This is a genomic window from Aquimarina sp. 2-A2, assembly GCF_045505135.1.
Classification (GTDB): Bacteria; Bacteroidota; Bacteroidia; order Flavobacteriales; family Flavobacteriaceae; genus Aquimarina; species Aquimarina intermedia.
This window is the reverse complement of the sequence record NZ_JBJKFI010000010.1, coordinates 1-26,050: the sequence shown is the minus strand read 5'-3', so window position 1 is coordinate 26,050 and position 26,050 is coordinate 1. Positions and strand designations below refer to the sequence as shown.

General features: G+C 34.6%; 22 protein-coding genes. 17 read left to right on the top strand and 5 right to left on the bottom strand.

The window, feature by feature from the left end; all coding sequences use genetic code 11:
* Nucleotides 1–645: 645 nt before the first annotated feature.
* The 11 genes from ACJRPK_RS17365 to ACJRPK_RS17315 all read left to right on the top strand — a co-directional run bounded on the left by ACJRPK_RS17365 (nucleotide 646) and on the right by ACJRPK_RS17315 (nucleotide 10,236).
* The gene (locus ACJRPK_RS17365) at nucleotides 646–1,200 is read left to right on the top strand and encodes a hypothetical protein (protein ID WP_407141661.1); all 555 of its coding nucleotides are present in this window, start codon (nucleotides 646–648) and stop codon (nucleotides 1,198–1,200) included.
* Nucleotides 1,201–1,536: 336 nt separating this feature from the next.
* The gene (locus ACJRPK_RS17360) at nucleotides 1,537–1,971 is read left to right on the top strand and encodes a lipocalin family protein (RefSeq protein WP_407141660.1); all 435 of its coding nucleotides are present in this window, start codon (nucleotides 1,537–1,539) and stop codon (nucleotides 1,969–1,971) included.
* Between the two features lie 6 nt (nucleotides 1,972–1,977).
* The gene (locus ACJRPK_RS17355; protein ID WP_407141659.1) at nucleotides 1,978–2,949 is read left to right on the top strand and encodes a hypothetical protein; all 972 of its coding nucleotides are present in this window, start codon (nucleotides 1,978–1,980) and stop codon (nucleotides 2,947–2,949) included.
* Between the two features lie 450 nt (nucleotides 2,950–3,399).
* Nucleotides 3,400–4,191 carry an AraC family transcriptional regulator gene (locus tag ACJRPK_RS17350; RefSeq protein WP_407141658.1) on the top strand — a complete coding sequence of 264 codons (792 nt, stop codon included), beginning with the start codon at nucleotides 3,400–3,402 and terminating at the stop codon, nucleotides 4,189–4,191.
* Nucleotides 4,192–4,264: 73 nt separating this feature from the next.
* Nucleotides 4,265–5,422: an alpha/beta hydrolase-fold protein gene (locus ACJRPK_RS17345; RefSeq protein ID WP_407141657.1), complete on the top strand. Its 1,158-nt coding sequence runs from the start codon at nucleotides 4,265–4,267 to the stop codon at nucleotides 5,420–5,422.
* Entirely contained in the window at nucleotides 5,376–5,675 is a 300-nt protein-coding gene (locus tag ACJRPK_RS17340) for a hypothetical protein (RefSeq protein WP_407141662.1), read from the top strand. Before ACJRPK_RS17345 ends, ACJRPK_RS17340 begins: the two co-directional genes overlap by 47 nt.
* Nucleotides 5,676–5,770: 95 nt before the next feature.
* Nucleotides 5,771–6,355, top strand: a complete 585-nt coding sequence (locus tag ACJRPK_RS17335; protein ID WP_407141656.1) for a hypothetical protein — start codon at nucleotides 5,771–5,773, stop codon at nucleotides 6,353–6,355.
* Nucleotides 6,348–7,511 (top strand): serine hydrolase domain-containing protein, encoded by a 1,164-nt coding sequence (locus ACJRPK_RS17330; RefSeq protein WP_407141655.1) that lies wholly within the window; start codon nucleotides 6,348–6,350, stop codon nucleotides 7,509–7,511. The genes ACJRPK_RS17335 and ACJRPK_RS17330 overlap by 8 nt, the downstream gene beginning before the upstream one ends.
* A gap of 346 nt (nucleotides 7,512–7,857) precedes the next feature.
* Nucleotides 7,858–8,808: an SDR family oxidoreductase gene (locus tag ACJRPK_RS17325; protein WP_407141654.1), complete on the top strand. Its 951-nt coding sequence runs from the start codon at nucleotides 7,858–7,860 to the stop codon at nucleotides 8,806–8,808.
* A gap of 9 nt (nucleotides 8,809–8,817) precedes the next feature.
* Nucleotides 8,818–9,729, top strand: coding sequence for a helix-turn-helix domain-containing protein (locus ACJRPK_RS17320; RefSeq protein ID WP_407141653.1), 912 nt, complete (start codon nucleotides 8,818–8,820; stop codon nucleotides 9,727–9,729).
* Nucleotides 9,730–9,732: 3 nt separating this feature from the next.
* Entirely contained in the window at nucleotides 9,733–10,236 is a 504-nt protein-coding gene (locus ACJRPK_RS17315; protein ID WP_407141652.1) for a hypothetical protein, read from the top strand.
* 209 nt (nucleotides 10,237–10,445) lie between these two features.
* On the opposite strand, the gene ACJRPK_RS17310 is transcribed toward ACJRPK_RS17315, so the two are convergent.
* Complete coding sequence (locus tag ACJRPK_RS17310; RefSeq protein ID WP_407141651.1) at nucleotides 10,446–10,763, bottom strand: winged helix-turn-helix transcriptional regulator; 318 nt, start codon at nucleotides 10,761–10,763, stop codon at nucleotides 10,446–10,448.
* A 142-nt stretch (nucleotides 10,764–10,905) separates the two neighbouring features.
* Here ACJRPK_RS17310 and ACJRPK_RS17305 point away from each other — a divergent pair, with 142 nt between their 5' ends.
* A complete protein-coding gene (locus ACJRPK_RS17305; RefSeq protein WP_407141650.1) occupies nucleotides 10,906–11,907 on the top strand; it encodes a YhdH/YhfP family quinone oxidoreductase in 1,002 nt (333 codons plus the stop codon).
* A gap of 167 nt (nucleotides 11,908–12,074) precedes the next feature.
* Here ACJRPK_RS17305 and ACJRPK_RS17300 read toward each other — a convergent pair whose 3' ends face one another.
* A complete protein-coding gene (locus ACJRPK_RS17300; protein ID WP_407141649.1) occupies nucleotides 12,075–13,223 on the bottom strand; it encodes a glycerophosphodiester phosphodiesterase in 1,149 nt (382 codons plus the stop codon).
* Between the two features lie 376 nt (nucleotides 13,224–13,599).
* Here ACJRPK_RS17300 and ACJRPK_RS17295 point away from each other — a divergent pair, with 376 nt between their 5' ends.
* From ACJRPK_RS17295 to ACJRPK_RS17285, 3 genes are all read left to right on the top strand, one after another.
* On the top strand, nucleotides 13,600–14,316 hold the full coding sequence (locus tag ACJRPK_RS17295) for a membrane or secreted protein (protein WP_407141648.1): 717 nt from the start codon (nucleotides 13,600–13,602) through the stop codon (nucleotides 14,314–14,316).
* Nucleotides 14,317–14,569: 253 nt separating this feature from the next.
* On the top strand, nucleotides 14,570–17,848 hold the full coding sequence (locus tag ACJRPK_RS17290) for a PDZ domain-containing protein (protein ID WP_407141647.1): 3,279 nt from the start codon (nucleotides 14,570–14,572) through the stop codon (nucleotides 17,846–17,848).
* A 64-nt stretch (nucleotides 17,849–17,912) separates the two neighbouring features.
* The gene (locus ACJRPK_RS17285) at nucleotides 17,913–18,557 is read left to right on the top strand and encodes a hypothetical protein (RefSeq protein WP_407141646.1); all 645 of its coding nucleotides are present in this window, start codon (nucleotides 17,913–17,915) and stop codon (nucleotides 18,555–18,557) included.
* 528 nt (nucleotides 18,558–19,085) lie between these two features.
* Here the strand turns inward: ACJRPK_RS17285 and ACJRPK_RS17280 are convergent.
* Together ACJRPK_RS17280 and ACJRPK_RS17275 are read right to left on the bottom strand one after the other, a co-directional pair.
* Nucleotides 19,086–19,763 (bottom strand): class I SAM-dependent methyltransferase, encoded by a 678-nt coding sequence (locus tag ACJRPK_RS17280; protein ID WP_407141645.1) that lies wholly within the window; start codon nucleotides 19,761–19,763, stop codon nucleotides 19,086–19,088.
* A gap of 238 nt (nucleotides 19,764–20,001) precedes the next feature.
* A complete protein-coding gene (locus ACJRPK_RS17275) occupies nucleotides 20,002–20,424 on the bottom strand; it encodes a DoxX family protein (RefSeq protein WP_407141644.1) in 423 nt (140 codons plus the stop codon).
* Nucleotides 20,425–20,714: 290 nt separating this feature from the next.
* On the opposite strand from ACJRPK_RS17275, the gene ACJRPK_RS17270 reads away from it, so the two are divergent.
* Nucleotides 20,715–22,226, top strand: coding sequence for a serine hydrolase (locus ACJRPK_RS17270; protein WP_407141643.1), 1,512 nt, complete (start codon nucleotides 20,715–20,717; stop codon nucleotides 22,224–22,226).
* Nucleotides 22,227–22,724: 498 nt separating this feature from the next.
* On the opposite strand, the gene ACJRPK_RS17265 is transcribed toward ACJRPK_RS17270, so the two are convergent.
* Nucleotides 22,725–23,876, bottom strand: coding sequence for a N(5)-(carboxyethyl)ornithine synthase (locus ACJRPK_RS17265; RefSeq protein ID WP_407141642.1), 1,152 nt, complete (start codon nucleotides 23,874–23,876; stop codon nucleotides 22,725–22,727).
* Between the two features lie 644 nt (nucleotides 23,877–24,520).
* Here ACJRPK_RS17265 and ACJRPK_RS17260 point away from each other — a divergent pair.
* On the top strand, nucleotides 24,521–25,246 hold the full coding sequence (locus ACJRPK_RS17260) for a TlpA family protein disulfide reductase (RefSeq protein ID WP_407141641.1): 726 nt from the start codon (nucleotides 24,521–24,523) through the stop codon (nucleotides 25,244–25,246).
* The last annotated feature ends 804 nt before the right edge of the window (nucleotides 25,247–26,050 follow it).

The following is a 26,050-nucleotide window of genomic DNA, read 5'->3' as shown; positions in this document are numbered from 1 at the left end:
TAAATTCTTCATCAAATCTGACATTAATAATAATTATTTGTCGAATTTAGAGGTGTCCTAAAAAGGGGAAGCCTACAAATTCGAAGGGAGAAATTGAAAAGGTTTTTGAGTATAAATATGACAAAAATGATAATATAATTGAAGAAATCATCTATTATAAAAGAATGAATAAAAAGATTTATAATAAATATGAATATTCTTATGATAAAAAGAAAAATTGGGTAGAAAAAGTCAAATTTAAAAATGAAAATCCTAAATATATTATTGTACGACAAATTAATTACTACTAATAAAAATAACGTAGCCTAACAACTAAGAATTCATGTGGTCGGTACGACCGAGCATGAAGGCCGTATTAACTAAACCGGGTCGATATTTATTAGTATGGGAGATGGCTATGTGTTTCTATTGATCTAAGTCAAGCCTCATGCGGTCATCATGATTCTTGGTTCCTATCGAACTAGTGGCTTCTAATCCTATCTATAAAAAATCAATCTTCTATGTAAAATAAAATCTGTAGCTTGTCACTGTTAAAACCAAATCCCCACCCCGTTTAGTAACCTAAGGATAGTGAATAATAAAAGAACTATATAGTTACCAAAAGTGATTAGATAGCATTGTTAGCAAATATAAAAATAAGTTAATATGAAAATAATACAACTAATACTATTTCTTTTAATTTTCTCATCTTGTGCTGTTAAAAGAAATAGTTCCGAAAATACAATAACTGAAAAGCTTTCAATTACCATAAATACTGAAAAAACTAAATTTGAAAAACATGGTTGGGTTGATCTTTATGTAACTTTTACCAACAATTCTAAAGAAGATATTATTATATTAAGGTCTAAATCTAAATCGGGTTATCAAATTGATTTTTTTAACCCAACAGTAGATTGCGATGGTTTGAGCTTAATGTCTACAGGAATAGAACATCCACCAATTATTGAAAGGAACAAAAATGAATTAATTACTATAAAAGCTAAATCTCAAATAGAAATAAAAGTTTTAGGAAGATTATACGAATTGGTATGTAACGAAGGTAATTGGATAAATGTGAAAATCGAATATAATTCTAATAATCTTACCGATTGGATTGTAGAAAAATATAACCCAACTCAAAAACAAATTATAAAAGACATTTATTCAAAAATTACTAAGTTCAAAGTTCAAAGTTCTGAAGCAAGAATAGAATTAAAATAACATTTGCTAACAACTAAGCATTCATGTGGTCGGTACGACCGAGCATGAAGGCCGTGTTGACCAAACCGGGTCGATACAAGTTAGTATGGGGATTGCTAAGTGTTTCTATAGATCTCAGTCATGTCTCATGCTGTCATCATGATTCCTATCGAGCTAGTGGCTAATAACTCGTGCCTTCGGTCTAGCATTCGCTTTATTTAATTAAAATTTGTAGCTTAGTCACAGACAAAACCAAATCCCCACCCCACTTGGTAACTTTTTAATTGCCTTTTAATAATGGCATTAAGGGTGTGATGGGTATATGCCGTTGATAAAAATGTTAGCAAATATTATAAAATGAAAGTTCAAATTATTATAATTTTATTAATTTTTAATTCTTGTTCCAAAAAAACAAAAAATTGTCAATTAATAGGTAAATGGAAATCTATTGAATTTAGTTCTAATAAAGCTATTGATTCTAATAAAGATGGAATATATAACACTGATATATTAAATGAAGATGGATGTTCGGAGGTAATTTTTGTTTTTATGGATAACGGGAAAGCTGAGCGATATTATAAAAATAATAGAACTAATTGCAAGTTAAAAAAATCAATACTGAACTATGTAATTGACGGAAATCAATTAATTTTTACAGTAAGTGGAATGAAACAAAAAAGCGAATTTAAAATTACTAATTGTAAACTAAGTATCGATGGGGTTCAAGAAATAGGAATTACTAAAAATGGCAAACAAAATATAACAATTAATTCTGTATTTGAAAAACACTAAAAATTTATGAAAATATATTTAATTCTATTAGCAATTTCATTGATCTCAATAAGCAAAAATGAAAGACATGAAATCAAAATAAATGATGATAATTTAACTCTGGTTTTTAATTACAATAAAGAAACTTCATTGCTTGATGACAATCCATTAGATATTAAAATTTTAAATAGTAGTAATGATGAAATAAAAATAAATAGTATAAATATTGAAGGAGACATTGATTTTGAAAAAAACGCCAATATTAACAAATCTTATAAAAGATTTCATTACCATAACAAACTTAATACCATTCTTTTAAATAAAAACGATATAAAATTAAAAGAAAGGTTCGAAATAGAAATACTTAACGAAATATCGGAATTATACATCAATAATGAAAACATACATGATGGTAACGTTTTCTTTAATTTTACAGTGAGTATTAATTTCAATGACGATAAAACACTCAAAAAAAATATTGCGATTCCTTATAAAGTCAATTCATTAAGATATAACTCAGACTGTGATTCTTTTTTCCAAAAACAGTACTTGAAGTATCATGACTATTGGTTTGCTAGTGGTTATTTGAAATCTTTGATTGACAATAAAGATTTTTTAAGACAAATCTCTACAAAAACTTTAGCTTGGAGTATAAGAAATTTCAGGAAAGAAGTAAATCGCACAACAGATATAAATAATTTTAAAATTCTGAGCGAAATAAAAGCTAGAAATTTAAACATCTATAAAGAGTTATCCGATTTAGGATACTCTAAAGGTCATTTCTTCAGAGAAAATGTAAACAGCTTTATAATGCAAACTGGGAACGTTATATATGTAAATAAAAATTTTGAATGGGATAATGAATATTTTTTGATTGTAATAGATCATTACAACAAAGGTGGATTTAGGAAAAGTCCTAAAGAGATTCTAGATCAGTTTAAGGATGAGTGGGGTACAAATCAAAAATATTTGAAATTATATTATTCAACTTTTAATTAGAGAAATACTTTATAACAACTAACCATTCATCCAGTCGGTACGACCGAGCATGAAGGCCGTATTAACTAAACCGGGTCGATATTTATTAGTATGTCGATTGCTGAGTATTTCTATAGAGCTCAGTTAAGCCTCATGCTATCCTATTTCCTGTATTCCTTCAATAAAATTTTACCCTCTGGCTAGTGGCTAATAACTAGTGCCTTTTTATTAGCATTAGCTTTATCTAATTAAAATCTGTAGCTTAGTCACAGTTAAAACTAAATACCCACCCCATTTGGTAATCTAAGAATAGTGAATCGTAAAAGAACTATATAGTTGCCAAAAGTGATTATATAACATTATCACCAAACATATTGACAAAAAGAGGGGATTAGAACTACTAATACAAAGAATCGTATTGCTAAGTACTGTCTTTGCTTAAGAAACACCAGTATTTAATTGCAAATCAAGATGATAGAAGTAAACAAAGTAAGAACAATAAAATCATCGATACTTGACGGTATTGAAGTAAAGTCTGCAACATTTATTGATAAAAACTTCCCTTTTCATTTTCATCAATGTTGGAGTCTGGCTTGTATCGAAAACGGAAGCGAAAACATAGCGTTTAACAATTCGGAGTTTTTGGTTAGCAAGAATGCTTTGCAATTAATACCACCTTACTCAATTCATAAAAACTGGAGCAATACAAATAGTCCTTGGACTTATAAAGCGCTCTATATCAGTGATGACGTAATCAAAAGTGTTTCAAAAAAAATAAATGCTGATTATTCTCACCTGGCAAGCTTTCCCTATTTTCTGTCCTACTGTACAAGTGAATTCGAAATAAACGAAGCATCAATTTTCAAAATCCTTGAAAATCTACTTTTGGATGCTTTGAATGGCGATGCGCAATCCTACTTTCAAAAAAATACTGATAACTCTTTTGAGGATATTCTTAACTATCTGTCTCTAAATTATAACCAATCAATCACATTGGAAATGCTAGAGCAAACGTTTAAAGTGAATAAGTTTAAACTACAAAAAAGCTTTAAAAAGAGTATTGGGCTAACACCTTTGGAATATCTAACTACCATTAGAATAGAAAACTCTAAAAAGCTTTTTTATACAGATGTTCCTTTGGTAGAAATTGCACTTGAATCAGGGTTTTATGACCAAAGCCATTTTACGCATAGTTTTAAAAAATACGTTGGAGTAACTCCCGGGAATTATAAAAAGAATAGCAAGATTTTACAAGACTTGTAATTCTCTATGAAGCATATTTGTTTTCTTACTTAAAACATTGAGAAATAACACATTTATATTAAAGAAAGAAAACATGAAAACAACAAAATTGTTACTATTAACATGCGCTTTATCGCTAAACACTGTCTTTGCACAAGAAAAGGCAGAAAACGATCCTGATTTTCGTCGTTTAACAGAGCACAGTGAACCAGCAGTTACCTTAGGCGAAATATCTTCACTTCAGTCAAAAGTATTAAGCAAAACTATTCCTCTATCAATCCATTTACCCGAAAATTACGATAGCTCCAGGAAAACCTATCCCGTGCTGTATATGTTAGGTTCAGACTATCGAGCTCGGTTCGCCATGTTAGCTTCTACACTAGACTACATGGGCGGAGGACAAATTCCGGAGATGATACTTATTGGAATAGATTTACCTGAAGGAAATAGTATTTTGTTGCCAACAAGGAAAAATCAGGACACAACAATTCCGGATTATTATATTAACTTTTTTGAAACAGAGCTGATACCCTACGTGGATAACAACTATCGGACAGCTCCGTTCAAAGTCCTTTTTGGCGGTTCTAACAGTGGTTTTTTCAGTATTTACACGCTGCTCAACAACCCGCTTCTGTTTAACGGCTACTTCGCAAGCAGTCCGTCTCTTAGGAACATACCGACAGCGCTTCAACAAAAAATAAAATCAGGTCCGTTACAAACGCTTTCTGAAAATAGGTTTCTACACATCATTTATAGCGATAATGAGGGCTTAACAAATCACGTGTCTGAATTCACTCATGTTTTAACAGACCACAGGCCTGAGAGCCTTACCTATAAAGTAGATGAATTGGCGAACCAGGGTCATGTACCAGCCATGGATTTTACAATGTATCTTCTTGCGTTATATCCTGATTTCAAACCCTTCAATCCCCGTGAAAACCTAGAATCGTTAGATAAAGTGACACAACATTTTGATAAGTTATCCAAACGATACGGGTATGAAATTCTACCACCTATATCGTATATATTTGACCTTGGTTTTCACACGATATTAAGTAAGAATTTAATTGGTGCAGAAGAAATTTTTCAATATTCCTTAGAGGTGTATCCTGAAGGAAAGGAATCTTATCTCGGATTGGGGCTTGTACGCAGAGCTCAAGGTCAGCTTGAAAGTGCTAAGGGTATGTTTGAAAAAGCACTGATAATTGATCCAGATTATTCACTTGCTAAAAGGTGGCTACAAAAACTCTAGAACCAAACGGGTTCTCGTTAAAAGAGCAAATTTTACCCATCGGGAAAAAATAAGAAATTATATCCATTCGTTTTCAGTAAATGAAGCATTACATCTTTTGCCAAAAGAAGAAGAGCAAATAAAATCAATAGTCTCAACTAATGAACTTGAATATGAAAATAGTGAAAATGCGAAAGGGTACTTGCATGAAATTACTCAAAAACCGGTTACAAACTACCTCAATTTAACACCCGAAACTTCAAGTGGAATATAGAAAGAATATTTCTTGAAAAATTGATTTCTTATTTGAGAATAAGAGAAAATAACTTAAAAACATTGTTCTTTGTTTCAATCCGAAAAAATTGATACATGCGTGTTATAAAGTTACTTCTACTTATTGTATTCTTTTTCAACTATGTCAAAAGTTACAGTCAATTCAATGGTAAAAATAAAGAACTATCATTATCGATTTATAACAATACATATGGTTTACCATTTGTACAATTCACACCTATTTATTTAGGTGGTGAAGTTGGTATTACATTTTTACAGAGAGACAAACCAATTACAACCCAAAGGATTGCTGCTCAATTAGGTTTCTTTAATCATAAACTAATTGCAAATGCACCCTATTTAAAATCCACATATAGTTACCAGTTAAAAATATTAAGGACTATAGGTATCGATGGATATGCCGGACTGGGATATATTCATATTTTTTATCCTGGTGAGGCCTATTCATTCAATACTTCACAAGGTTCTTACGAAAAAAAGAATCTAAACCAAGGTTTTTTACTAACCAATATCGGATTTGGTATTAGTTATTTAAAAGCAAATAGAGTTTCCCCTTTTATAAAGTATGAATTAATGATGGCTGGTTTCGATACTGATCGACTATTTACAAATTTTCACTTCGGTATTTCTATCGAATTAAACAAAACTGGAAATGAATAAAAAAATATACACATCTATTGTAATCATAATTTTATTGTGTTTTTCTTCATGTGAAAAGGATGAAATTATTACGAGCAATCAATTTAATACTACCTTATCTTTTCAGGACAATAGTCTTCAACATATAAAAAATGAAACGTACCAATCCGTAATTGATTCGTACATAAAAAAGGGAATCATAGGAACGTCTATATATGTAAAAGATAATGAAGGTATTTGGATAGGTACCGGTGGTAAAGCAGATATATCATCAAATATTGATGTAGATAAAGGAAATCAATTTATGATAGCCAGTATAACCAAAGTTTTTACTGCAACTGTAATATTCTCATTGGTTGACAAAGGCATACTGAGCATAGATGATCCCATATCAGAATGGATCCCATCTTCTATAACTAAAAATATAGATAATACAAATGAAGCCACAATTGCCAACTTATTAAGCCATAAAAGTGGAATAGTAGATTACTATACTACTAAATTTGAAATGGCCAGGTATAATACTAAATATAACAACTGGGTACAAGAGGATATTTTAAAATATGTCTACGGAAAAAATGCTAATTTCCCTGTAGGTGAAAAATATTCATACTCAAATACTAATTTTCTTTTGTTAGGAATGATAATAGAAAATGCCACCAATATGACCCTAAAAGAAGCATATGATGAAATGATCTTTTTACCATTAGGACTAAACAATGCCTATTATGATACAGGAAAAAATGCAGCACCAACTAGTCTTATAAGTGGGTATTATAATCTATACGGAAATGGTTATATCCTTTCAGATTTTCTATACAAAGACGAATTAAGCACAGGAGATGGTGGTATAATAATAAATCCTCAAGACCTTGGTGAATTTTTGGATGAATTAATGCAGGGAAATCTGCTACGTCCGGCAAGTTTAATGAAAATGCAGGATTGGTTTGATATTGAGGGTGACGGAAAAAATGGTTTTGGATTAGAATATTTCGAAAATGAATATGGCATTAGTTATGGACATTCTGGAGGTGCTGATGGATTTACCTCTGTTGCACATTATTATCCGAACGAAGATATTACTGTAATTATACTTTTGAACTTTACCCCTTCGAATGATTTATTTGATGTAACCCTGAATTTTATTTCAGATATAACCGATGTTGCTTTTAATTAAAAATAACTAATCATTCATTCAGTCCGTGCAACCAAGCACAATGCAATGTTGACAAAACCGGGGCGTTACAGTTTTGTATGCGGATTGCTATGTGTTTCGATAGATCTTAGTAGTGTTTCATGCTATCTCATTTTATCTCTTGATTCTTGTTTCCCTTCTATAAAATTTTGCCTTTTGCCTCGTGCATAACATTAGCTTATCTAAAATATAATCTGTATTTATTACAACATTGTGTGTTATTGAGACTAACCAAAAAGTATACAACATTCGAAATTCCGTATAAGAAAACAAGACTGCTACTAACCGACCTTTGTCTTATTCTTTTAATCATTAAAAAATAGACAAAATGAATATAAATCAATTTGGCAAGAAAGGTTGGACCCCAGATAGAATAGGAGACTTGAATGGTAAAACATACGTCATCATAGGAACTACTAGCGGAACAGGTTTTGAAGCAGCAAAAATTTTACTTTCGAAAGGAGCAAAAGTGGTCATGCTTAACCGAAACCCAAAAAAAGCAGAAGACACTATCAAAATTTTACAACAAGAACTAGGAAACCCTATAGACGTTTTAGCTATAAAAATGGATTTGGCAGTACAAGATTCTGTAAAAAAAGCGGCTGAAGAAGTGCTTAAAACAATTCCGAGAATTGATGCTTTACTTTGCAATGCAGCAATTGCCCAAGTTCCTAAACGAACGCTAACAGTAGATGGCTGGGAAAGTCAAATGGAAACGAATTACTATGGAAATTTTATGCTACAAGCTTTACTGTTTCCTCTCATTAAAAAATCTAGAGGACGAATAGTAACGGTAGGGAGTACGGGGTATAATATGGGAATTAAAGCCATCAAATTTGATGATTTGAATTGGGATAAAGATTACACGCCAAATAATGCGTATAGTCAAAGTAAACTGGCGCAGATTATGACGATCTATGAACTACAGGATAGATTGAAAGAAGCAGGTAAATCAGATGTTAAAGCATATGCGTGTCATCCCGGTTCGTCAAGAACTAACTTAATAAATACAAGTGGTAGTTTTGTGATGAGGTTCATCTTTAATCTAATGAAATTATCACCGCTAACACAATCAGCAGAAAAAGGTGCGTATCCGCAGTTAATGTGTGCAACAGAACCCAATTTAGACCAGAGGGGCTTTTATGGTCCTACAGGAAGAAACAATTGGACAGGACCGGTTGGAGCACATACATTAGAGCCACACGCCAAAGATAAAGCGGTTGCAAAAAGACTATGGGAACTTACGGAAAAAGAAATAGCTGTGGTTTGGAATATTTAAATTTGTAGTATGCAACATTTTAAAACACTATCATCGTATTTAGATTATTTAGAGCTTCCTCGACCAGAGCATCCGATGCTGAGTATGTTTAACTCAAAAGGTGAAGGTCACTTACCTTGTCCAAGAGAAAGTTCGCCACCAATTACCAATGATTGCTATTCCATTAGTTTTAAAAAATATGTAGAGGGAGATTTAAACTACGGACGAACAAAATATGATTTCACTAATGGAGCTTTGATCTTCATTGCACCAAGGCAAATTCTACAATGGGATAATAGTGTGGTTTTTGAGCAAAAAGGCTTTTCGATAAACTTTCATGAAGATTTTTTGAAAGGAACAGAATTGGCACTACAAATCAGAAAATATGGTTTCTTTTCCTATTCAGTAAATGAAGCTTTACATCTTTCGCCAAAAGAAGAAAAGCAAATAGAGTCAATAGTAGAAACTATTGAAATTGAATATCATAATAATCAAGATGCCTTTAGCAAGGAAATTATTATTTCTCAATTGAACACCTTGTTGAAATATGCCAATCGTTTCTATGAAAGGCAGTTTTTGAACAGGAAAGAAATATCGAATGATTTATTAGAACAATTTAATCAACACTTAACTGAATACTTTGTGTCAGGACAATTGCAAGAAAAAGGCATTCCAAGTATAGAACAGATCGCAGCTACAATGTCGGTTTCGCAACGTTACTTAAGCGATACTTTAAAAAAAGAAACAGGAAAAACTACAACCGAACATTTACACTTGCATTTAATAGATGAAGCAAAAAACATATTGTTACAACCAAATAAAAGTATAGCAGAAGTGGCTTATGAATTAGGGTTTGAATATCCACCTTATTTTTCTAGATTATTTAAAAAGAAAGAAGGTATAAGTCCAACCGAGTACAGAGAAAAATATAAAATGAATTAAACAATGGAACTATTAAAATTAGCCACAGAATGGGCAAAAGCTGAAGTCTTTTCAACACGTTTTTTCATCCTCTTTGCAATTTTGTTTTTAATCGCAAGTATTGGATTTTGGCAAATGGGCAAAACAGATTTAGCAAAAGCCTACATTATTCCGACTTTGATCGCAGGTTTATTACTTATGACCATAGGACTTGGGTTGTTTTACACCAAAAAGTCAAGAATAACCCAATTTGAAAACGCATTTAACGATGACGCATCAGCTTTTTTTCAATCCGAGATTAAACGTTCCGAAAGTACTTTGAAGGAATACACGATTGTGTTTAAAGTAATTCCGATTCTTATAATCATAGCAGCTTCATTAATTCTGTTTAATAATACACCAACTTGGATAGCAATTAGCATTACAACTATTGCGATGTTGATAGTTATCTTATTAGTTGACGGAACTGCACACTCAAGAATTGTAAACTATCATAACGATTTGATATCGCTGGATATACAAAATTAATATGTGTGTATTTAAAAGCACTCATTCAAAAACTAAATCTCAATCCTACTGGATGACAACTGCAATCCAGTAGGATTGAGATTGTGGCTGGTTCGATCACATCTAAATAACAGCACCAGGAAGCAATGTTTACGGTAAGTAGCTCAGTAGATTATGGTATTTTGGAAATGATTCCATCAAAAACAAATAGTAGCCGATACTGCATCCTGCTACTCAATACTACTTTTTTCAAAAAGTAAACCACCCTTATACATTCCTTTCAAAACAGGGTGAATTTCATTACCTAATTTAGTTAAACTATACACTACTCTAGGAGGAACTTCAGGAAACACAGTTCTATTGACCAATCCATCCTGCTCTAATTCTTTTAGTTGTTTGGTCATCATTCGTTCGCTAATATCAGGCATGAGTTTTACCAGCTCACTATATCTTTTATCACCTTGAAAAAGATACAAAATAATTGTACCCTTTCTTTTTCCTTTGATCATATTGATAAATGTATCTATCGGACAATAACTTTTTTTCATTTTTTTTAAACGGTTTTACGCTTTATAAACAAACATAGCAGCACAAAATGTTCGTAGATGTATAAAATGTAAGCTCTTGTTTATCAATGTATTTTTAACGAAATTTAATGTAAAAATAAGTAAAACATATAAACTGGTAACTATGAATAAGACGCAATCAACATACAAAGCTTATAGAGTAGAAGAGAAGGATGGTAACTATAATTCTTCTATCAAAGACATGCCGTTTACCGATTTATCCGAAGGTGAACTCCGTATAAAGGTAAATTACAGTTCTTTAAATTACAAAGACGCTCTATCTTCCTCGGGCAACAAAGGTGTGACTAGAAAGTTTCCACATACTCCAGGTATTGATGCCGTTGGTACCGTGGTTGCTTCTAAATCTCCAGAATTTAAAGTGTCAGATGATGTTATTGTGACAAGTTATGATTTAGGGATGAATACTAATGGAGGTTTTGCAGAATACATTCAAGTACCAGCCAATTGGGCAGTCAAGCTACCCACAAACCTATCTAAGAAGGAAGCAATGATTATTGGCACCGCGGGACTGACTGCGGGAATGTCGGTATTAAGACTAAGTGAATTCGTAAAACCAGAGGATGGTCCGATCGTGGTTTCTGGAGCTACAGGCGGTGTAGGTTCTTTGAGTCTAGGAATTTTAAGTAAAAAGGGATATCAAACAGTCGCAATTACAGGAAAGGAGACCGAAGCTGAATTTTTGAAAAACTTGGGAGCTGATGAAATTGTAAAGCGAGACGATTTTGAAAATATGGATAAGAAACCACTTTTAAAACCAATGTACGCTGGTGGTATAGATACCGTCGGCGGAGTAATTCTTGAAAATATAATCAAATCAACTCGACCCATGGGGGTTATTACTAGCTGCGGAAATGTAGCCTCTCCAAAACTAGATCTAACTGTATATCCTTTTATACTAAGAGGAATATCATTAATCGGTATAGATTCTCAAAATTATCCAATGCGATATAGAGAACAAGTTTGGGAAAAATTATCTAATGAATGGAAAACGGATAAATTTACAGATAATGTAACAGAAATAACTTTGAACGACTTAAACGAAAAAATTAATTTAATGTTAAAGGGAAAGTTAAAGGGAAGAACGATCATTAAACTGAACGATTAAAATACATAAACTTAAAAGATGAGCGCAATTACCTATAGTTATCCTTTATTTAAATGATCTCTCACAGATGATTTTATACTATCAAAAAGTTGATAATTATGGTGGTAATTATCAACTTTTTGATAGTTTTTAAATGGTTTAACTTGAAAAATTAAAATAAGCAAGTTCTATTTTTTTACAGGTTTCCATGTAGAAACTGCCTTCACAGCTTCATCGGTATAATCTGTAAAAACTCCATCGACGCCTGCATCAAAAAATAAATGATATTCTTCTTCAGGATTAGTACTCCATTTTTCGTCTTCATTTCTAAAGGTATATGGATGCACCTGTAAATCAAATTGATGTGCCAAAGTAACAAAGTTAGTCGATGGCAATAAAGATAGCGTACCATCGGTATCCTGCTTATAGGATATGATAAAAGGCTTCCACGGACCAATACCGTCAGCGTAAGAGGCTGTAAAACGCATGCCTTCTTCTGTAGTAAAAAATTCATAGGTTCTTGTATCTCCGGCAGCATAAAAGTCAAAAGGAGCTGCATACGAAATAAAATCCCCGTCAGGCACGGTAAAGTCCAGACTTCCATCAGCCTTCACAGCATAGGTAGAAATCAACTGTACCAATTTAACAGTAGATCGCTCATTAATATATTGTAGCGGTGCTACTTCAAAACATTGTACAAAAACAGGAGCCTCTTCATTATTTAGCCCGGCTTTTTCCAGAGCGGATAGCAATGCATCTTCAATAGCCATGTCCAATTGTTTATGAAAATAAGGATGTTTCATTTCCGGGTAGAGACCTATGGGATTTCCAGTACGTGACTTTGTAGTTTTTGCCAAGGTTATAATTTCTTCAAATGTCGGGACTTCAAACAGGCCGTCAAATTGATCTGATCGATCTGCGCGGGCTTGCTTTGCACGTAAAGCTTTAATTTGAGCTAAAGTAAAATCAGAAGCAAACCAATCGGTTATTTCTTTGCCATCTAATATCTTGGTGGTTTTTAAATGTGCAAACTCAGGAAGTTCTGAGACATTGGTGGTTCCTGACATAAAAGGCTCGTGTCTGGCGATTAATACGCTATCCTTGGTCATCACTAAATCCGGTTCGATATAATCGGCACCCATTGCTATTGCTTTGCTGTACGCCTCCAGTGTATGCTCCGGTAAAATCGATTGCGCACCGCGGTGTGCAATTACCAAAGGTTTTTGAATGTTTAAAGGTGGATTTTCCTCGTTTTCATCGTCTGCGCTACCACAAGAGTACGATGAGAATACGGCTACCGATAAGGTAAGAATGAAGATAGTTTTAAGAGTTTTCATAGGTTTTATTTTTATATAAAAAAACAAAACCTACATTACTCTGTCGTACCCATAAAGTTATCCTTTTGTAAACTATAAAATGTCCAACTATTTCTAAATGTAATTATGCTAAGTGCATAAACTTAAAACTTAACATACTGGTCTAAATAAAACTGAGCTTCTCATTCAAAAGTAAAGCCTTTTCGTGCTACATGTTAGTAGATTGTGATAGAGCAAAATTAGGTGGACAAAGGTGTGCATATATCAATAGAATTCAACAGCCCAACAATATTTTAATTTCAGTTTATATTCACTAAATTAGATACGTTAAACTTACAACTAGTTGCCTGTAAAATTATTAACCTGCATTATGTTATTACCTATAAAATATAAAGTCATGAAAAAAATACTTGTATTGCTTATTTGTGGTTTCTTATCCTACGGAGTTACAGCGCAGGAGAAGGTAATTATTGGTGCCTGGGAAACCGTTACAACTGCTGAGAACGGAGAAAAACTTAGGAAGGTGCTTATTTTTGCTGAGGATTATCAAGTGTCAACCACGTATGATGCAACTATGGGAAAATTTATACACTCTAATGGGGGTACATGGAAATTAGAAGGGGATACGATGATCAAAAAAGTAGAATTCGATACAGATCATCCTGAGCACGTGGGAACTGAGGTAAGTTTAGGAGTTGTCATTGCTGATAATGAAATCGAAATTAAAGACAGTGACATAAAATGGAACAGAATAGATCATGGGGAGCCGGGAAAGTTACAGGGAGCCTGGTTAATGTCCGGAAGAATTAGAGAAGGAAAAACTCAAGTACGTGATACGAGTAGGCCAAGAAAAACTATGAAAGTTTTATCAGGAACCCGATTTCAATGGATCGCATATAATACGGAAACCAAGCAATTTATGGGATCCGGTGGAGGAACGTATACTACTGAAAATGGTGAATATACTGAGAATATCGAATTCTTTTCAAGAGACGACTCCAAAGCAGGACTGAGCTTAAAGTTTAATTATAAACTTATTGAGGGTCAATGGCACCACTCAGGATTGTCGAGTAAAGGTGATCCAATTCATGAAATATGGAGTGTCAGAGAATGATTAAAATCTAGGTGAAGAAATGATATAGACTAAACATTTGTTCTATTCAAAACTCTTTCTCCCTTTTGAATTTGAAAAATGCATACTGGAAACTTTTTAATCAATTCCTGTTACATCACTGCTAGTTGGGTAGTAACTTTTAAGCAATGTAATTCCAATTTATATTCACTACATTAGATCTCTTAAAACCATTCGTCTACCCCAAAGACGCACAATTACAAGAAATAGATCACACGAATAAACCTTTTACACGATGAAAAATAATTTTCGACTGCTCCCGCTGTTTTTATTACTAACATTTTATATACAAGTCAACGCTCAAAACGTTACCGATACCAGACTCTTACATTCTCCTGCAGTCAGTGCAGAACATATTGCTTTTATTTATGCTGAAGATTTGTGGATTGCAGCTAAGGATGGTTCGAATCCTCGCCGGTTAACGGTTGACGAGGGTGTTGAGTCGAATCCGGTGTTTTCTCCAGACGGATCCCATATCGCATTTAGTGCGCAGTATGATGGGAATACCGATGTATTTGTTATTCCGTCAAGCGGAGGAATTCCTAAACGACTTACCTGGCATCCTTCACCGGATTTTGTTCGAGATTTTACACCCGATGGTACCAAAGTGCTTTTCAATTCGCGTAGGTCAAACTATACTACACGTCATGCAAAACTATATACAGTAGCTATTACAGGCGGACAACCAATGGAACTCCCGATTCCAACAGCATTTAGTGCCTCATTATCTCCGGACGGGCAGTATGTAGCGTATAATCCGATCTATGAAGTGTTTGGTCAGTGGAAAAATTATCGTGGAGGTACGCAAGCAAGAATTTGGATCTATGATAACAATACACAGGAAGTGGTCGAAGTGCCTAAACCCAAAGCAGGGGGTAATGATGCGAGTCCGCAATGGCTGCAAGGCAAGGTATATTTTAGAAGTGATCGCAATGGCGAGTTCAATCTGTATGTCTACGACCCGGCTACAAAGGAGGTACGTCAATTGACCAGTTATACCGATTTTCCGGTACTCAATCTGTCTGCCAACGGTTCCAGTTTGATCTTTGAACAAGCAGGACATCTTCATATGTTCGATACCGCATCCAATCAAAGTACAAAACTAACGATTGGTATCGCCACCGATTTACTCGAAATGAGAAGTCGCTATGTTTCGGGAGCTGATTATATTCGAAGTGCCGGTATTTCACCTTCGGGAGCCAGAGCTGTATTTGATTTTAGAGGAGAGATTATAACCGTTCCCGCCGAAAAAGGAGATGTGAATAATCTCACCAATACTCCGGGAGTCCATGAAAAATATCCAACTTGGTCTCCTGATGCAAAACATATAGCATACTTTTCGGATGCCAGTGGAGAATATGCATTGCATTTAAAATCTATAAAGAATGGAAACGTGATAAACCTTCCGCTTAGCGGAACCGGATTTTATGCACACTTGCACTGGTCTCCCGACAGTAAAAAACTGTGCTTTGTAGATAACGGACGAAATTTATACGTTGCTGATGTCACTTCAAAAAAAGTGACTAAAATAGCCACCGACGTATTATATCAGCCAGGCGCTTTTAGAGACCTATTTGGATCCTGGTCTCATGACTCCAACTGGGTGTCGTATACGATTGTTACCGAAACTAATTTTGAGCAAGCCTTTGCGTATTCGATTGATCAAAATAAATCCTATGCTATTTCTGACGGACTTTCTAATGTATCAGAGCCTGTCTTCGACCCGAGTGGTAAATATTTGTATATGACCGCTTCAACGGATGCCGGACCGGTGGTTAACTGGTTTGATCAATCCAATCAGGACATGGAACTGAGCAATGCCATCTATGTAGTTACTCTGCAGAAAGATTTAATCTCCCCCTTGATAAAAGAAAATGATGTAGAAGAAGTCAAAGCAATTGCAGAAGAAGAAAAAGACGAAGCGAACAAAAAAGATAAAAAGAAAGACAAAAAGAAGAAGGAAACCAAACCTTTGCGTATTGATTGGGAAGGAATTCAGAATCGTATTGTCAACCTTCCTATTCCGGCAGGAATTTATAGCAATCTAACAAGTGTTGAAGAAGGAAAACTCATGTACTTATCTCAAAAAGCACACAGTAGTTCTAGAGATCCTCAATCCTTGATGCGCTTTGATTTTGAAGAAAGAGAAGCAAAAGAAGTTATGGAAGCAGATAGCTTCGAGATTTCGGCAGATGGAAAGAAAATGATGTTTCGCAAAGGAGATGCCTGGGGAATCACCGAAATAGGGAAAAAACCGGAAAATGGTAATCTTGCCATTGATGCCATCAAGGTAAAAATAGATCCGGTCAAAGAGTGGAACAATATATTTGAAGAAACCTGGCGCGTCAACAGAGACTATTTTTACGATCCGGGCATGCACGGACTTGACTGGAAGGCTACCAAGGAAAAATACAAACCTTTTCTATCAGATGTTGTAAGCCGAAGTGATTTATATCGCGTGATGCAATGGATGTGCAGTGAACTAGCAGTAGGTCATCATCGTTTTCAGGATCGGGGCGATCGAATGCGAACTCCCGAACGTGTTAGTGTCGGTTTATTAGGTGCTGACTATAAAGTAGCAAATAACCGCTACCAGTTTGAGAAGATCTATGGCGGACTTAATTGGACACCGGATTTACGCTCCCCATTGACAGAGCCGGGAGTGAATGTCAAAAAAGGAGAGTACCTCATTGAAGTCGATGGGAAATCGGTTACTGCGGATCAGAACTTTTTTAGTTTTTTTGAAAACAAAGCTGATAAAATAGTCACCTTGAAAGTGGGGTCTGATCCTGGCGGAAAAGGTGCTAGAGAGGTAAAGGTCGTTCCGGTGGACGATGAACGAGCCTTGAGAAATCGAGATTGGGTAGAAGGCAATATCAAAAAAGTGGATAAAGCAACTAACGGACAGGTGGCGTATGTATACGTTCCCAATACGGCGGATGCAGGACATGAATACTTTAAGCGATATTTCTATCCTCAGGTCAATAAAAAAGCAGTGATTATTGATGAGCGACACAATGGCGGTGGTCAGTTGGCAGATTACTATATTGATATTTTGAAAAAACCATATCAATCTCATTGGAATTTCAGATACGGTAAAGACCTGAAAGCACCAAGCGGCTCTATCCAAGGACCCAAGGTGATGCTGATAGATGAAACGGCCGGCTCCGGAGGTGATTATTTACCCTGGATGTTCAAGAAATATGGATTGGGCAAATTAATCGGTAAAACTACCTGGGGTGGTTTGGTAGGCATACTGGGCTATCCTGAATTTATCGATGGCGGCAGTGTGACCGCACCGAATGTGGCTTTTTATAATGAAGACGGTTTTAGAATTGAAAATGAAGGGGTAGCACCGGATATCGAAGTAGAGCAGTGGCCAAAAGAAGTGATAAAAGGTCAAGATCCTCAACTACAAAAAGCGATTGATGTTGTACTGAAGGAACTTGAAGCGAATCCTGTTATCTACCCTAAGCGACCAGAATATCCCGTACGAGTGAATAAAGCTAACTAAGATTTGTTGAGGTGACCACTGGGAAACTAAAATAGGCTGATAGTAATTATTTAAAGTAAATTCTATGAGGAACTTCCATTATGTATTTATATTTTATGTGACATTGAGTGCTTGTTCTAATTCTGAAAATCAAATTCGATCGGAGTTATTTTCTTCAGAGTTTAAAAGATTAAAATTAGAGAACAAGCTCGAGGTTGTTAATTTGGATTCGGTTAGCAATTATGATGAATTAGTAAAAAAAATGTCACAAATTTTCTGTGAAGACAAAGTGGCTGGCTTACAATTTCAACTAAATAAAATAACGTATCATGTGACGGGATATTCGGGCTGCCCAACGGATGAAGTAGTAAGTTGTTTTTTCAGAAGAAACTTATTGACTATTCGGAACGATTCTTTAATTTTTAGAGAAAGAAAAAGTAAGCCAATAGAGTATTTAAAAACAGAGTTAAAATCAATAATGTCTGAAACATATACGTATCAATATAATGAAAATAAACTTAAACCAGCATTGTTTCATTTATACGTCGAGGATAAATATACCATAGCCACAACAAAAAAGGTCTTGAAAGAAATAATTGAGCAATTCGATACTATCAGCAAGGCAAACATACCAGATTTCTTTAAATACGATATATTATTCAATGATTATGATGTATCCAATATTCCTCCGCCTCCACCACCGAATGAGGAAATAAAAAATGAAATTTAAGAATAAAAAATTTTTCAACGCTGTGAACTATAGGGTTACTGATAGCGTCTATTTATAAAACTACTCCTTTCCCTTGACAGGGAAAGGTGGCTAAGCGAAGCGCAGTTGGTGAATTTTGAGTTCAGAATATTGAATAAAGAAGTCAAAATTTTAAATGTAAAATACTAAACTTAAAAGTGTTTTTTTTATATCCATTATTGTAAGCTTGTTGTCAAATCATTGTCACCTCTAGCGGAGTCGAGAGGTTGAGCATTATGGTGAAGATTCGGTCTCGACTCCGCTCGACCTGACGAGGAACTATCAACAGAATTTTCTATAGCAGATACATCCTAATAACTACTCCTTTCCCTTGACAGGGAAAGGTGGCTAAGCGAAGCGCAGTCGGAAAGGGTAGAAAACGAATTTTGATTACCGAATTTGAAAAATATAATTATCAATGTATAATGTCTACTGATTCCAGTATCTTCCGAGGTGCAAATTTATCTTGATAATACATGGTTGAAAATTAGTGTCTGAAAACAGTCTTTTTTAAAAAAGTTCAAATAATGTAGTTACAATCACGCCATTGTGATTTTTTGGCTGTACAGAAAGTACTTGTTTTTCCGTTTTTATCTTTAATTGAAAAGGTGGGGCTAAAACATCAAGGCCACTTTGTTTTTTAAGCCGGGTTCCTTGGCCTGAGATAATATCCTTATTGGGCACAAAGATCCCTGTAGGGATATGTTCTGTCAAAATAACATAGTTGTACGCACGCAGTTTCTCCAGAATACTTTGTACCTCTGCATTGGATAAATGTTGTAAGACCTGTCTCACCAATACGCAATCTCCCATGGGCAAACTATCTTTAGCAATATCTGAACACCTAAACTCGAGATTTTTGGCGTGATAGGTGTTTCTGTTACGCTCGATGAGTGTTGGAACGATATCGATTCCAATATATTTTTTAGTAAACGGAACTAATTGTTTTCCGATATTAAAATCTCCACAACCTAAATCACAAACAATAAGTGGATTTTCAAATGAAGTTAGAAAAGAGGTAACAGCAGCAATATAAGGATCGACTATGTCATGATCATGGGATCCGTCGCCTGAGTAGAAATCGGATGATTCTCCACCCCAGAGCTTCATCTCATATATTTGTTGCATCGCAGCTTGGGTAGGCCATGGTTTCTTTGTCGAATTAACGGTATCTTCTTTCTTCTCCATAAAGTAACTCTTGGATTGATTCAAACGATTTTCGTATCACAAACGTACAAATTATTATAATGTCATTGATGATACCGGATGACCGGCAGCAGCTTGTATGAACAGACAGTCAGGTGATCAAGTCTTCCGGAATCTTTTTTCTTAGATATCTTTTAAAAAATATGAAGAGGGTATGATTTAATTACTTAGATGTAAACCTTTTATAAACGAATAAGTAACAATTATAACGAAGATTAAACTACTGCTGCATTTTTAAATATTTGTCTACCGAATGTTTTCCTGAGCCATAAAACAGAAAAAAAATACAAACTATTAAGACAAATGATGATAAAAAGAGGTTGGCAGGTATCATCTCCCCGATAAAATTTATTAATACAGCTCCTATAAGAATCGGTAATTGCGCTAGAATCGCCCAACGCGTTAAGAGTCCGAAGACTATCAAAAAGCCACCTACAAAATGAGCAGGTGCAATGTAATGCACCAGTAGAACATCACCGATCACAGATCGTATAGGATCATATAGATTTATAAGCAAGCGTATATTTGACATAAAGAAAACTCCCTTATAGAATAAAAAAATACCTAAAGCAATTCGCAAAAGATCAAGAGGGTAATAGGTATGAGCATTTGCCCATTTGTTGAGTGATTTTATATAGCCCATGATAAAATCGGTATTGGTTGTATGACAATAAGATACAGATTTTTAAATGATTACTTAGTTAATTTTAATTTAAAAATGAGCTTAATATTGTAACCGTTCATCTGTAGTTCGATTGAAGCTAAAGCTTTTTAACGCAATTCTTAATTCTTTGCTGGATATTTCTAACGATCTGATAGTGTATGTTTTGTGATTTTTGTCACTACATTGTCGCGTTTTTGTCAGGTGTTTTTCAATAGTATTTAATGCGTATAGTAAGATTATTGCAGTGAATTAATCACAATCAAAATACGATGAAACTACAGCATTTATTATTCGCTAGTATGGTTTGCTTTGCAACAGAAATTAGCTATTCACAAATAGGTAGAGACACTCCAATTTTTGCAGCCCTCAAAAAAGCCGATAGCCTTCTTTTTGATCAAGGATTCAATCAATGTAATTTTAGAGCCTTAAAAAAAGTGCTGCATGAGGATTTAGAATTTTTTCATGATCAAAATGGTGTTCAGAATTCAGAACAGTTTTATCAGGCTTTTTCTCAAAGTATTTGTTCAAATAAGAACTTCAAACCTATTAGAAAAGTATTTGAAGAAACCCTTCAGGTATATGAGCTCAAAAATGAGGGAGAGGTTTACGGAGCCATTCAAACCGGACAACATGTATTTTATATAAAAGAACCGAACAAAGCATTGTATGCGACGGAGCAGGCACGGTTTACGCATACCTGGCTGTTAGAAAACGGAATCTGGAAACTAAAAAAAATCTTGAGCTATGAACATAGCCCCCCGGAAGCAGAATATGGACCTAAATTTGATGCCGAATACGTACATAAGCTGTTTGACATGGATGCTCAAATAGAAGATTTATTAAGAAAACATAAAATTCCGTCGATTGCTATTGGGTATATCAAGGACGGAACCTTACAACAACTACGAACCTTTGGTGTTCAAAAAAAAGGCGTTCCAGTTTCTTCAAAAAGTATCTATAAGGTAGCATCCCTTACCAAACCTATTGTGGCTTTGGTAGTATTAAAGTTAATCGAAGAAGGAGAATGGAATTTAGACGAGCCTCTTGCTACCTACCATGTTGATGAAGATATAGCAAAAAGTCAATACCTTGACAAACTTACTACGCGGCATATCTTATCACATCAGTCTGGTTTTCCAAACTGGAGATATTTGACAGCAGATAAAAAATTATCGTTTCAGTTTGCACCCGGAACACAATGGCAATATTCGGGAGAAGGTTTTGAATATCTTCGGAAAGCAATTGAGAAAAAATTGAAGCGTCCTTTTGAAGACATTGCACGCGAAACGTTATTTGAACCCCTTGGAATGCATAATACGTATTTTAATTGGAAAGGTACCCTCGATGACCAGGTATATGCGGTGGAGCACGATGAAAATGGAGATCCTATACCCTTCGAAAAATACACGCATACCAACGCTGCGGCAAATTTGATGACCACGGCAGAGGAGTATGCCAAATTTATGGCACACATTCTAAACGGATCCGGATTGTCTGAAAAATTATATGACGAATTTTTTAGAACTCAAAGCCATGAGAAAAGTGGAATTGATTGGGGTTTGGGCATGCAACTATTACCAGAATTACCTAACAATGAGGTAGCTTTTATGCACACAGGTGGCGACTACGGAACCAAAACAATCGCGATCGGTTTAAAAAACTCAAAACAAGGGTTGGTGCTCTTCTCAAATTCAGAAAATGGCATGGTGCTTTGGCAGAAAATTATTTCGGAGTATTTCGGAGAAACAGGCAAAGAAATTGTCCGACGAAATTTAGAATAAGATAAATAAATGGGAAGTTGTTGTTTTAGCTATTTCCAAAGCTTCTGTATCACTTGCGAAAGGTTTCGCAGAATTTCAGCGTGCCTTGCATCGGTTGTGGACGGTTTCGCAGAATTTCAGAGTGCCTTGCATCGGTTGCTGATTATTTCGTTCTATTACGAAATGACTTTACATCACTTGCGGATCCCGCTATCACTGGGTTTTTCGATTTTTGTTAAAATTTGGAACCTAAATTTAAACATCTTAAAACAGCTCCTTTCCCTGGCAAGGGAAAGGTGGCCAAGCGCAGCGCGGTCGGAAAGGGTAACTATTCAATTATGAATGTAGAATTTTGAATATCGAATATCGAATATCGAAGTGGAAATTTTGAATGTAAAAAGTTGAATTAAAAATTTTAAAGTTGAAATTAAAAGTTGAAAAATAAAGGGTGTCCTGCTTCCTGAGTTCAAACTACTTTTATAATTGGGTTAAAAACCCAGCCAAGCTACTTCAAGATGTTTAGTGCACCGGCTCATTGATTATATGAGGATAGTTCGCATTGCGATTTTGAAATCTAAGAATGGAATCTTTTACGACGACCCCTTGATCAACGTTGATAGCATTTTTGATTGTCATATTTTTATTCCAACCCTCGCGACCCAAGATTACTGATGGTAAATGCACAATTAATGCAGCAGAAATAGACCTGGACGCGCTCTCCCAGAAATAACTTGGCGTATGATCTACGGCATAGTAATCAATTTTATCAATGGCTATGATAGGATTTTTGAACGTGGTGGGTTTGGCAAAATAAAACCCCATGCCTTCATCACAACTCACATCTATTATTAGAGTACCTGGTTGAAGCATCGCCTTTTCATCGGCTGTTACGTAATCAATGGGATCATCGGTATCCTGATAGGTACCATTAATGATAATTTCAGATTCATTTATCACATCGAGTAGCGACCGTTCTGAACCATCGTGTTCAACCACAATTAATCGAGGTTCGTTCTTATTTCCTTTTCGCAGTCGCGTATAATGTACATCCAACACTTCTCTAACCTCATGATCCGGTCGTTGAATACAAATCGTAATATCTCTAAAACCATGCGCTTTTAGGGCATAAATAGCACCTCTACTCACTGCACCAAAACTAAAAATAATCACTTTGCGTTGATTGCCATAGTGACCATCAATCCCTTTTAATTGTAGGGCATGAATCACTGCACTATATCCGGCCATTTCATTATTTTTATAAAAGGTATGTCTTCCCATTTGTCCATTGGGATTCCATACATACATATCTTCAAAAGCGATTAAGGTTAATTTTTTATTGATAGCAGTTTGTGTGATTTGCATTTGTTGCGCACAATGAGGATAGCCCCAAAGGATACCGCCATCTTTAAGCGCTTCTAGATCCGACAAAACAGGTTTAGCAATAATAGCAGCACCGATTTCCGATAATATTTCATCACGTGTCGCAATTCCGTCGGTTAAATTGCTAATTTCTTCATCTTCGATGTTGAATGGTGCGCCATAGCCTTTCTCAAAAATGAGTTGCTTACGAATATATTCGGGAAGTCTGTTTAGATGTGCCGGATGGATAGGTACACGTCTTTCATCCTGTTTTTTTGAAGTGCCAATAACACCCATTTTTAATAAAGCCATTTTCTTTAGATTGAAACGTATTGCAGAGTAATGACGTGAGCAACGCGTTAGATTAGAATCACTATTAAATAGTTCTATGCTAGCAATCAGGCATTAAGTTGGCTACTAGAGTTTTATTAGTCAAAGTAAGAGCTTAAAAAAGCCTTAGCAATTCGCTGAAGTGGTGCGAAATGACACTTTATATCAAATGATAAATACTACTGTAACAAAGATACTTTATTAAAAATCATTAAGAGCAAAATATCAAAGTAATTGCATCAACCCAATTCCTTTCCCTTGTCAGGGAAAGGTGGCCAAGCGCAGCACGGTCGGAAAGGGTAGCTATTAAATTATGAATGAAGAATTTGGAATGAAGAATTTGGAATGAAGAATGTCAGGTATCTGAAGGGGAGGTGAGACAAGAAACAGAAGCCACGAAGGAAAGTTTATCATGTTTTTTGATTTCCTGATTTGTAAATCCTTATCTTAACTAGTGCCGAAGAAAATTTCGTTTATTTAAAATAAAATCTTTAATTTAGTCTCTGTTGAAACCAAATTCCCACCCCGCTTAGTAACTTTGAGTTACTTTTTAATAATATGATAATCAAAGTATAATTACCAAACGGTGTTTATATGACAGTGTTAGTACCAATTAAACAAAAATTATGAAAAAATTAATTTTTATCCTATTGTTGTTTAATTCTTTAGCTTCTTATTCACAAACAAAATACTACACAACAAACGGTAAAAACAGGTTGACCGAAGCAGAAATAAAAGAAAAAGTTTCTGAAAGGGAAATTGAAATTGAGAAGACTTATGGACAAAAATTGTTTGCCAGTTTAACCATAGACGAAACTGAAACTAAAAAAGACTCAATCATTTCTAAAGTTATTTTTAAATTCACTAAAGAAAGGCAAAACAAATTGTTTAATTATGGACCACTATCAGAATTTAAAAACAAAGAATTTCCAAAATTTAACTTGAATACATTAACATATGGAAAAATTGATTTAGAAAAATTAAAAGGGAAGCCAACTTTGATTAATTTTTGGTATATGAAATGTGCACCTTGTATTGAAGAAATGCCAGTTTTAAATAAAATTAAAGAAAAATATAAGAATGACTGTAATTTTGTTGCAATTACATATGAGAAAAAAGAAGATGTTGCAAAGTTTCTAAAGAAGTATACTTTTAACTTCAAACATCTAATCGATAGCAAAGGTTTTATAGACGAATTAGGTGTGAAAGAATATCCTATGAATTTGTTTTTGGATAAAAATGGGATATTAAGATATGTAAAAGGTGGAATTCCATATGAAAGCAAAAAAGGAGAAGAACCTAAAATGAGTGATGGAACTGAATTTATTGAGATTATTAAAAAGCTAAAATAACTGTGACTAATAACGAAGCATCCATGCGGTCGGTACGACCAAGCAAGAATGCGGTGTTAACTAAACCGGGGCGATATTTGTTAGTAGGTGATGGTTATGAGTTTCTATAGATCTTAGTCATGTCTATGAACTTCTTATGCTGTATCATGATTCTTGTCTCACCTCTATAAACTTTGACCTTTTCTTTAGCATTAGCTCATCTCAAATAAAAACTTTAATTCAGTCTCTGTTGAAACCAAATTCCCACCCCGCTTAGTAACTTTGAGTTACTTTTATATACTATATCTTGCGTATAAAGGATATATGTCTTTTAGCCAATTGTTGTGGTATATTGAATTGAAATAAAATAAATGATAGCAAATTTACCAAATTGGATTGTCTTAACTTTTATCGTCACTTGTATAGTGACAATAGGTCTATTTCACTTTTCAAATGGAAAACCTAAAAAGTTAACCCTCATAATAATTATTTGGTCAATTGCACAATCGTTATTGGCATATTTCGGATTTTACCAAATCCCGGACTCAACTCCCCCAAGATTTGGATTGGTGCTGCTTCCAACAACACTTTTTATTATCTACGGATTATTACCGAGACAGCAAAAGTGGTTTTTCGAAAATAGGGAAATGAAAATCAGCACTTTTCTGCATTCAGTTAGATTGCCTGTCGAAATTGTTATATTCGGGTTATTTACACATGAAATGATTCCTGAATTAATGACTTTTGATGTAGGCTTCCCCTTTTTAGGACACCTCTAAATTCGACAAATAATTATTATTAATGTCAGATTTGATGAAGAATTTA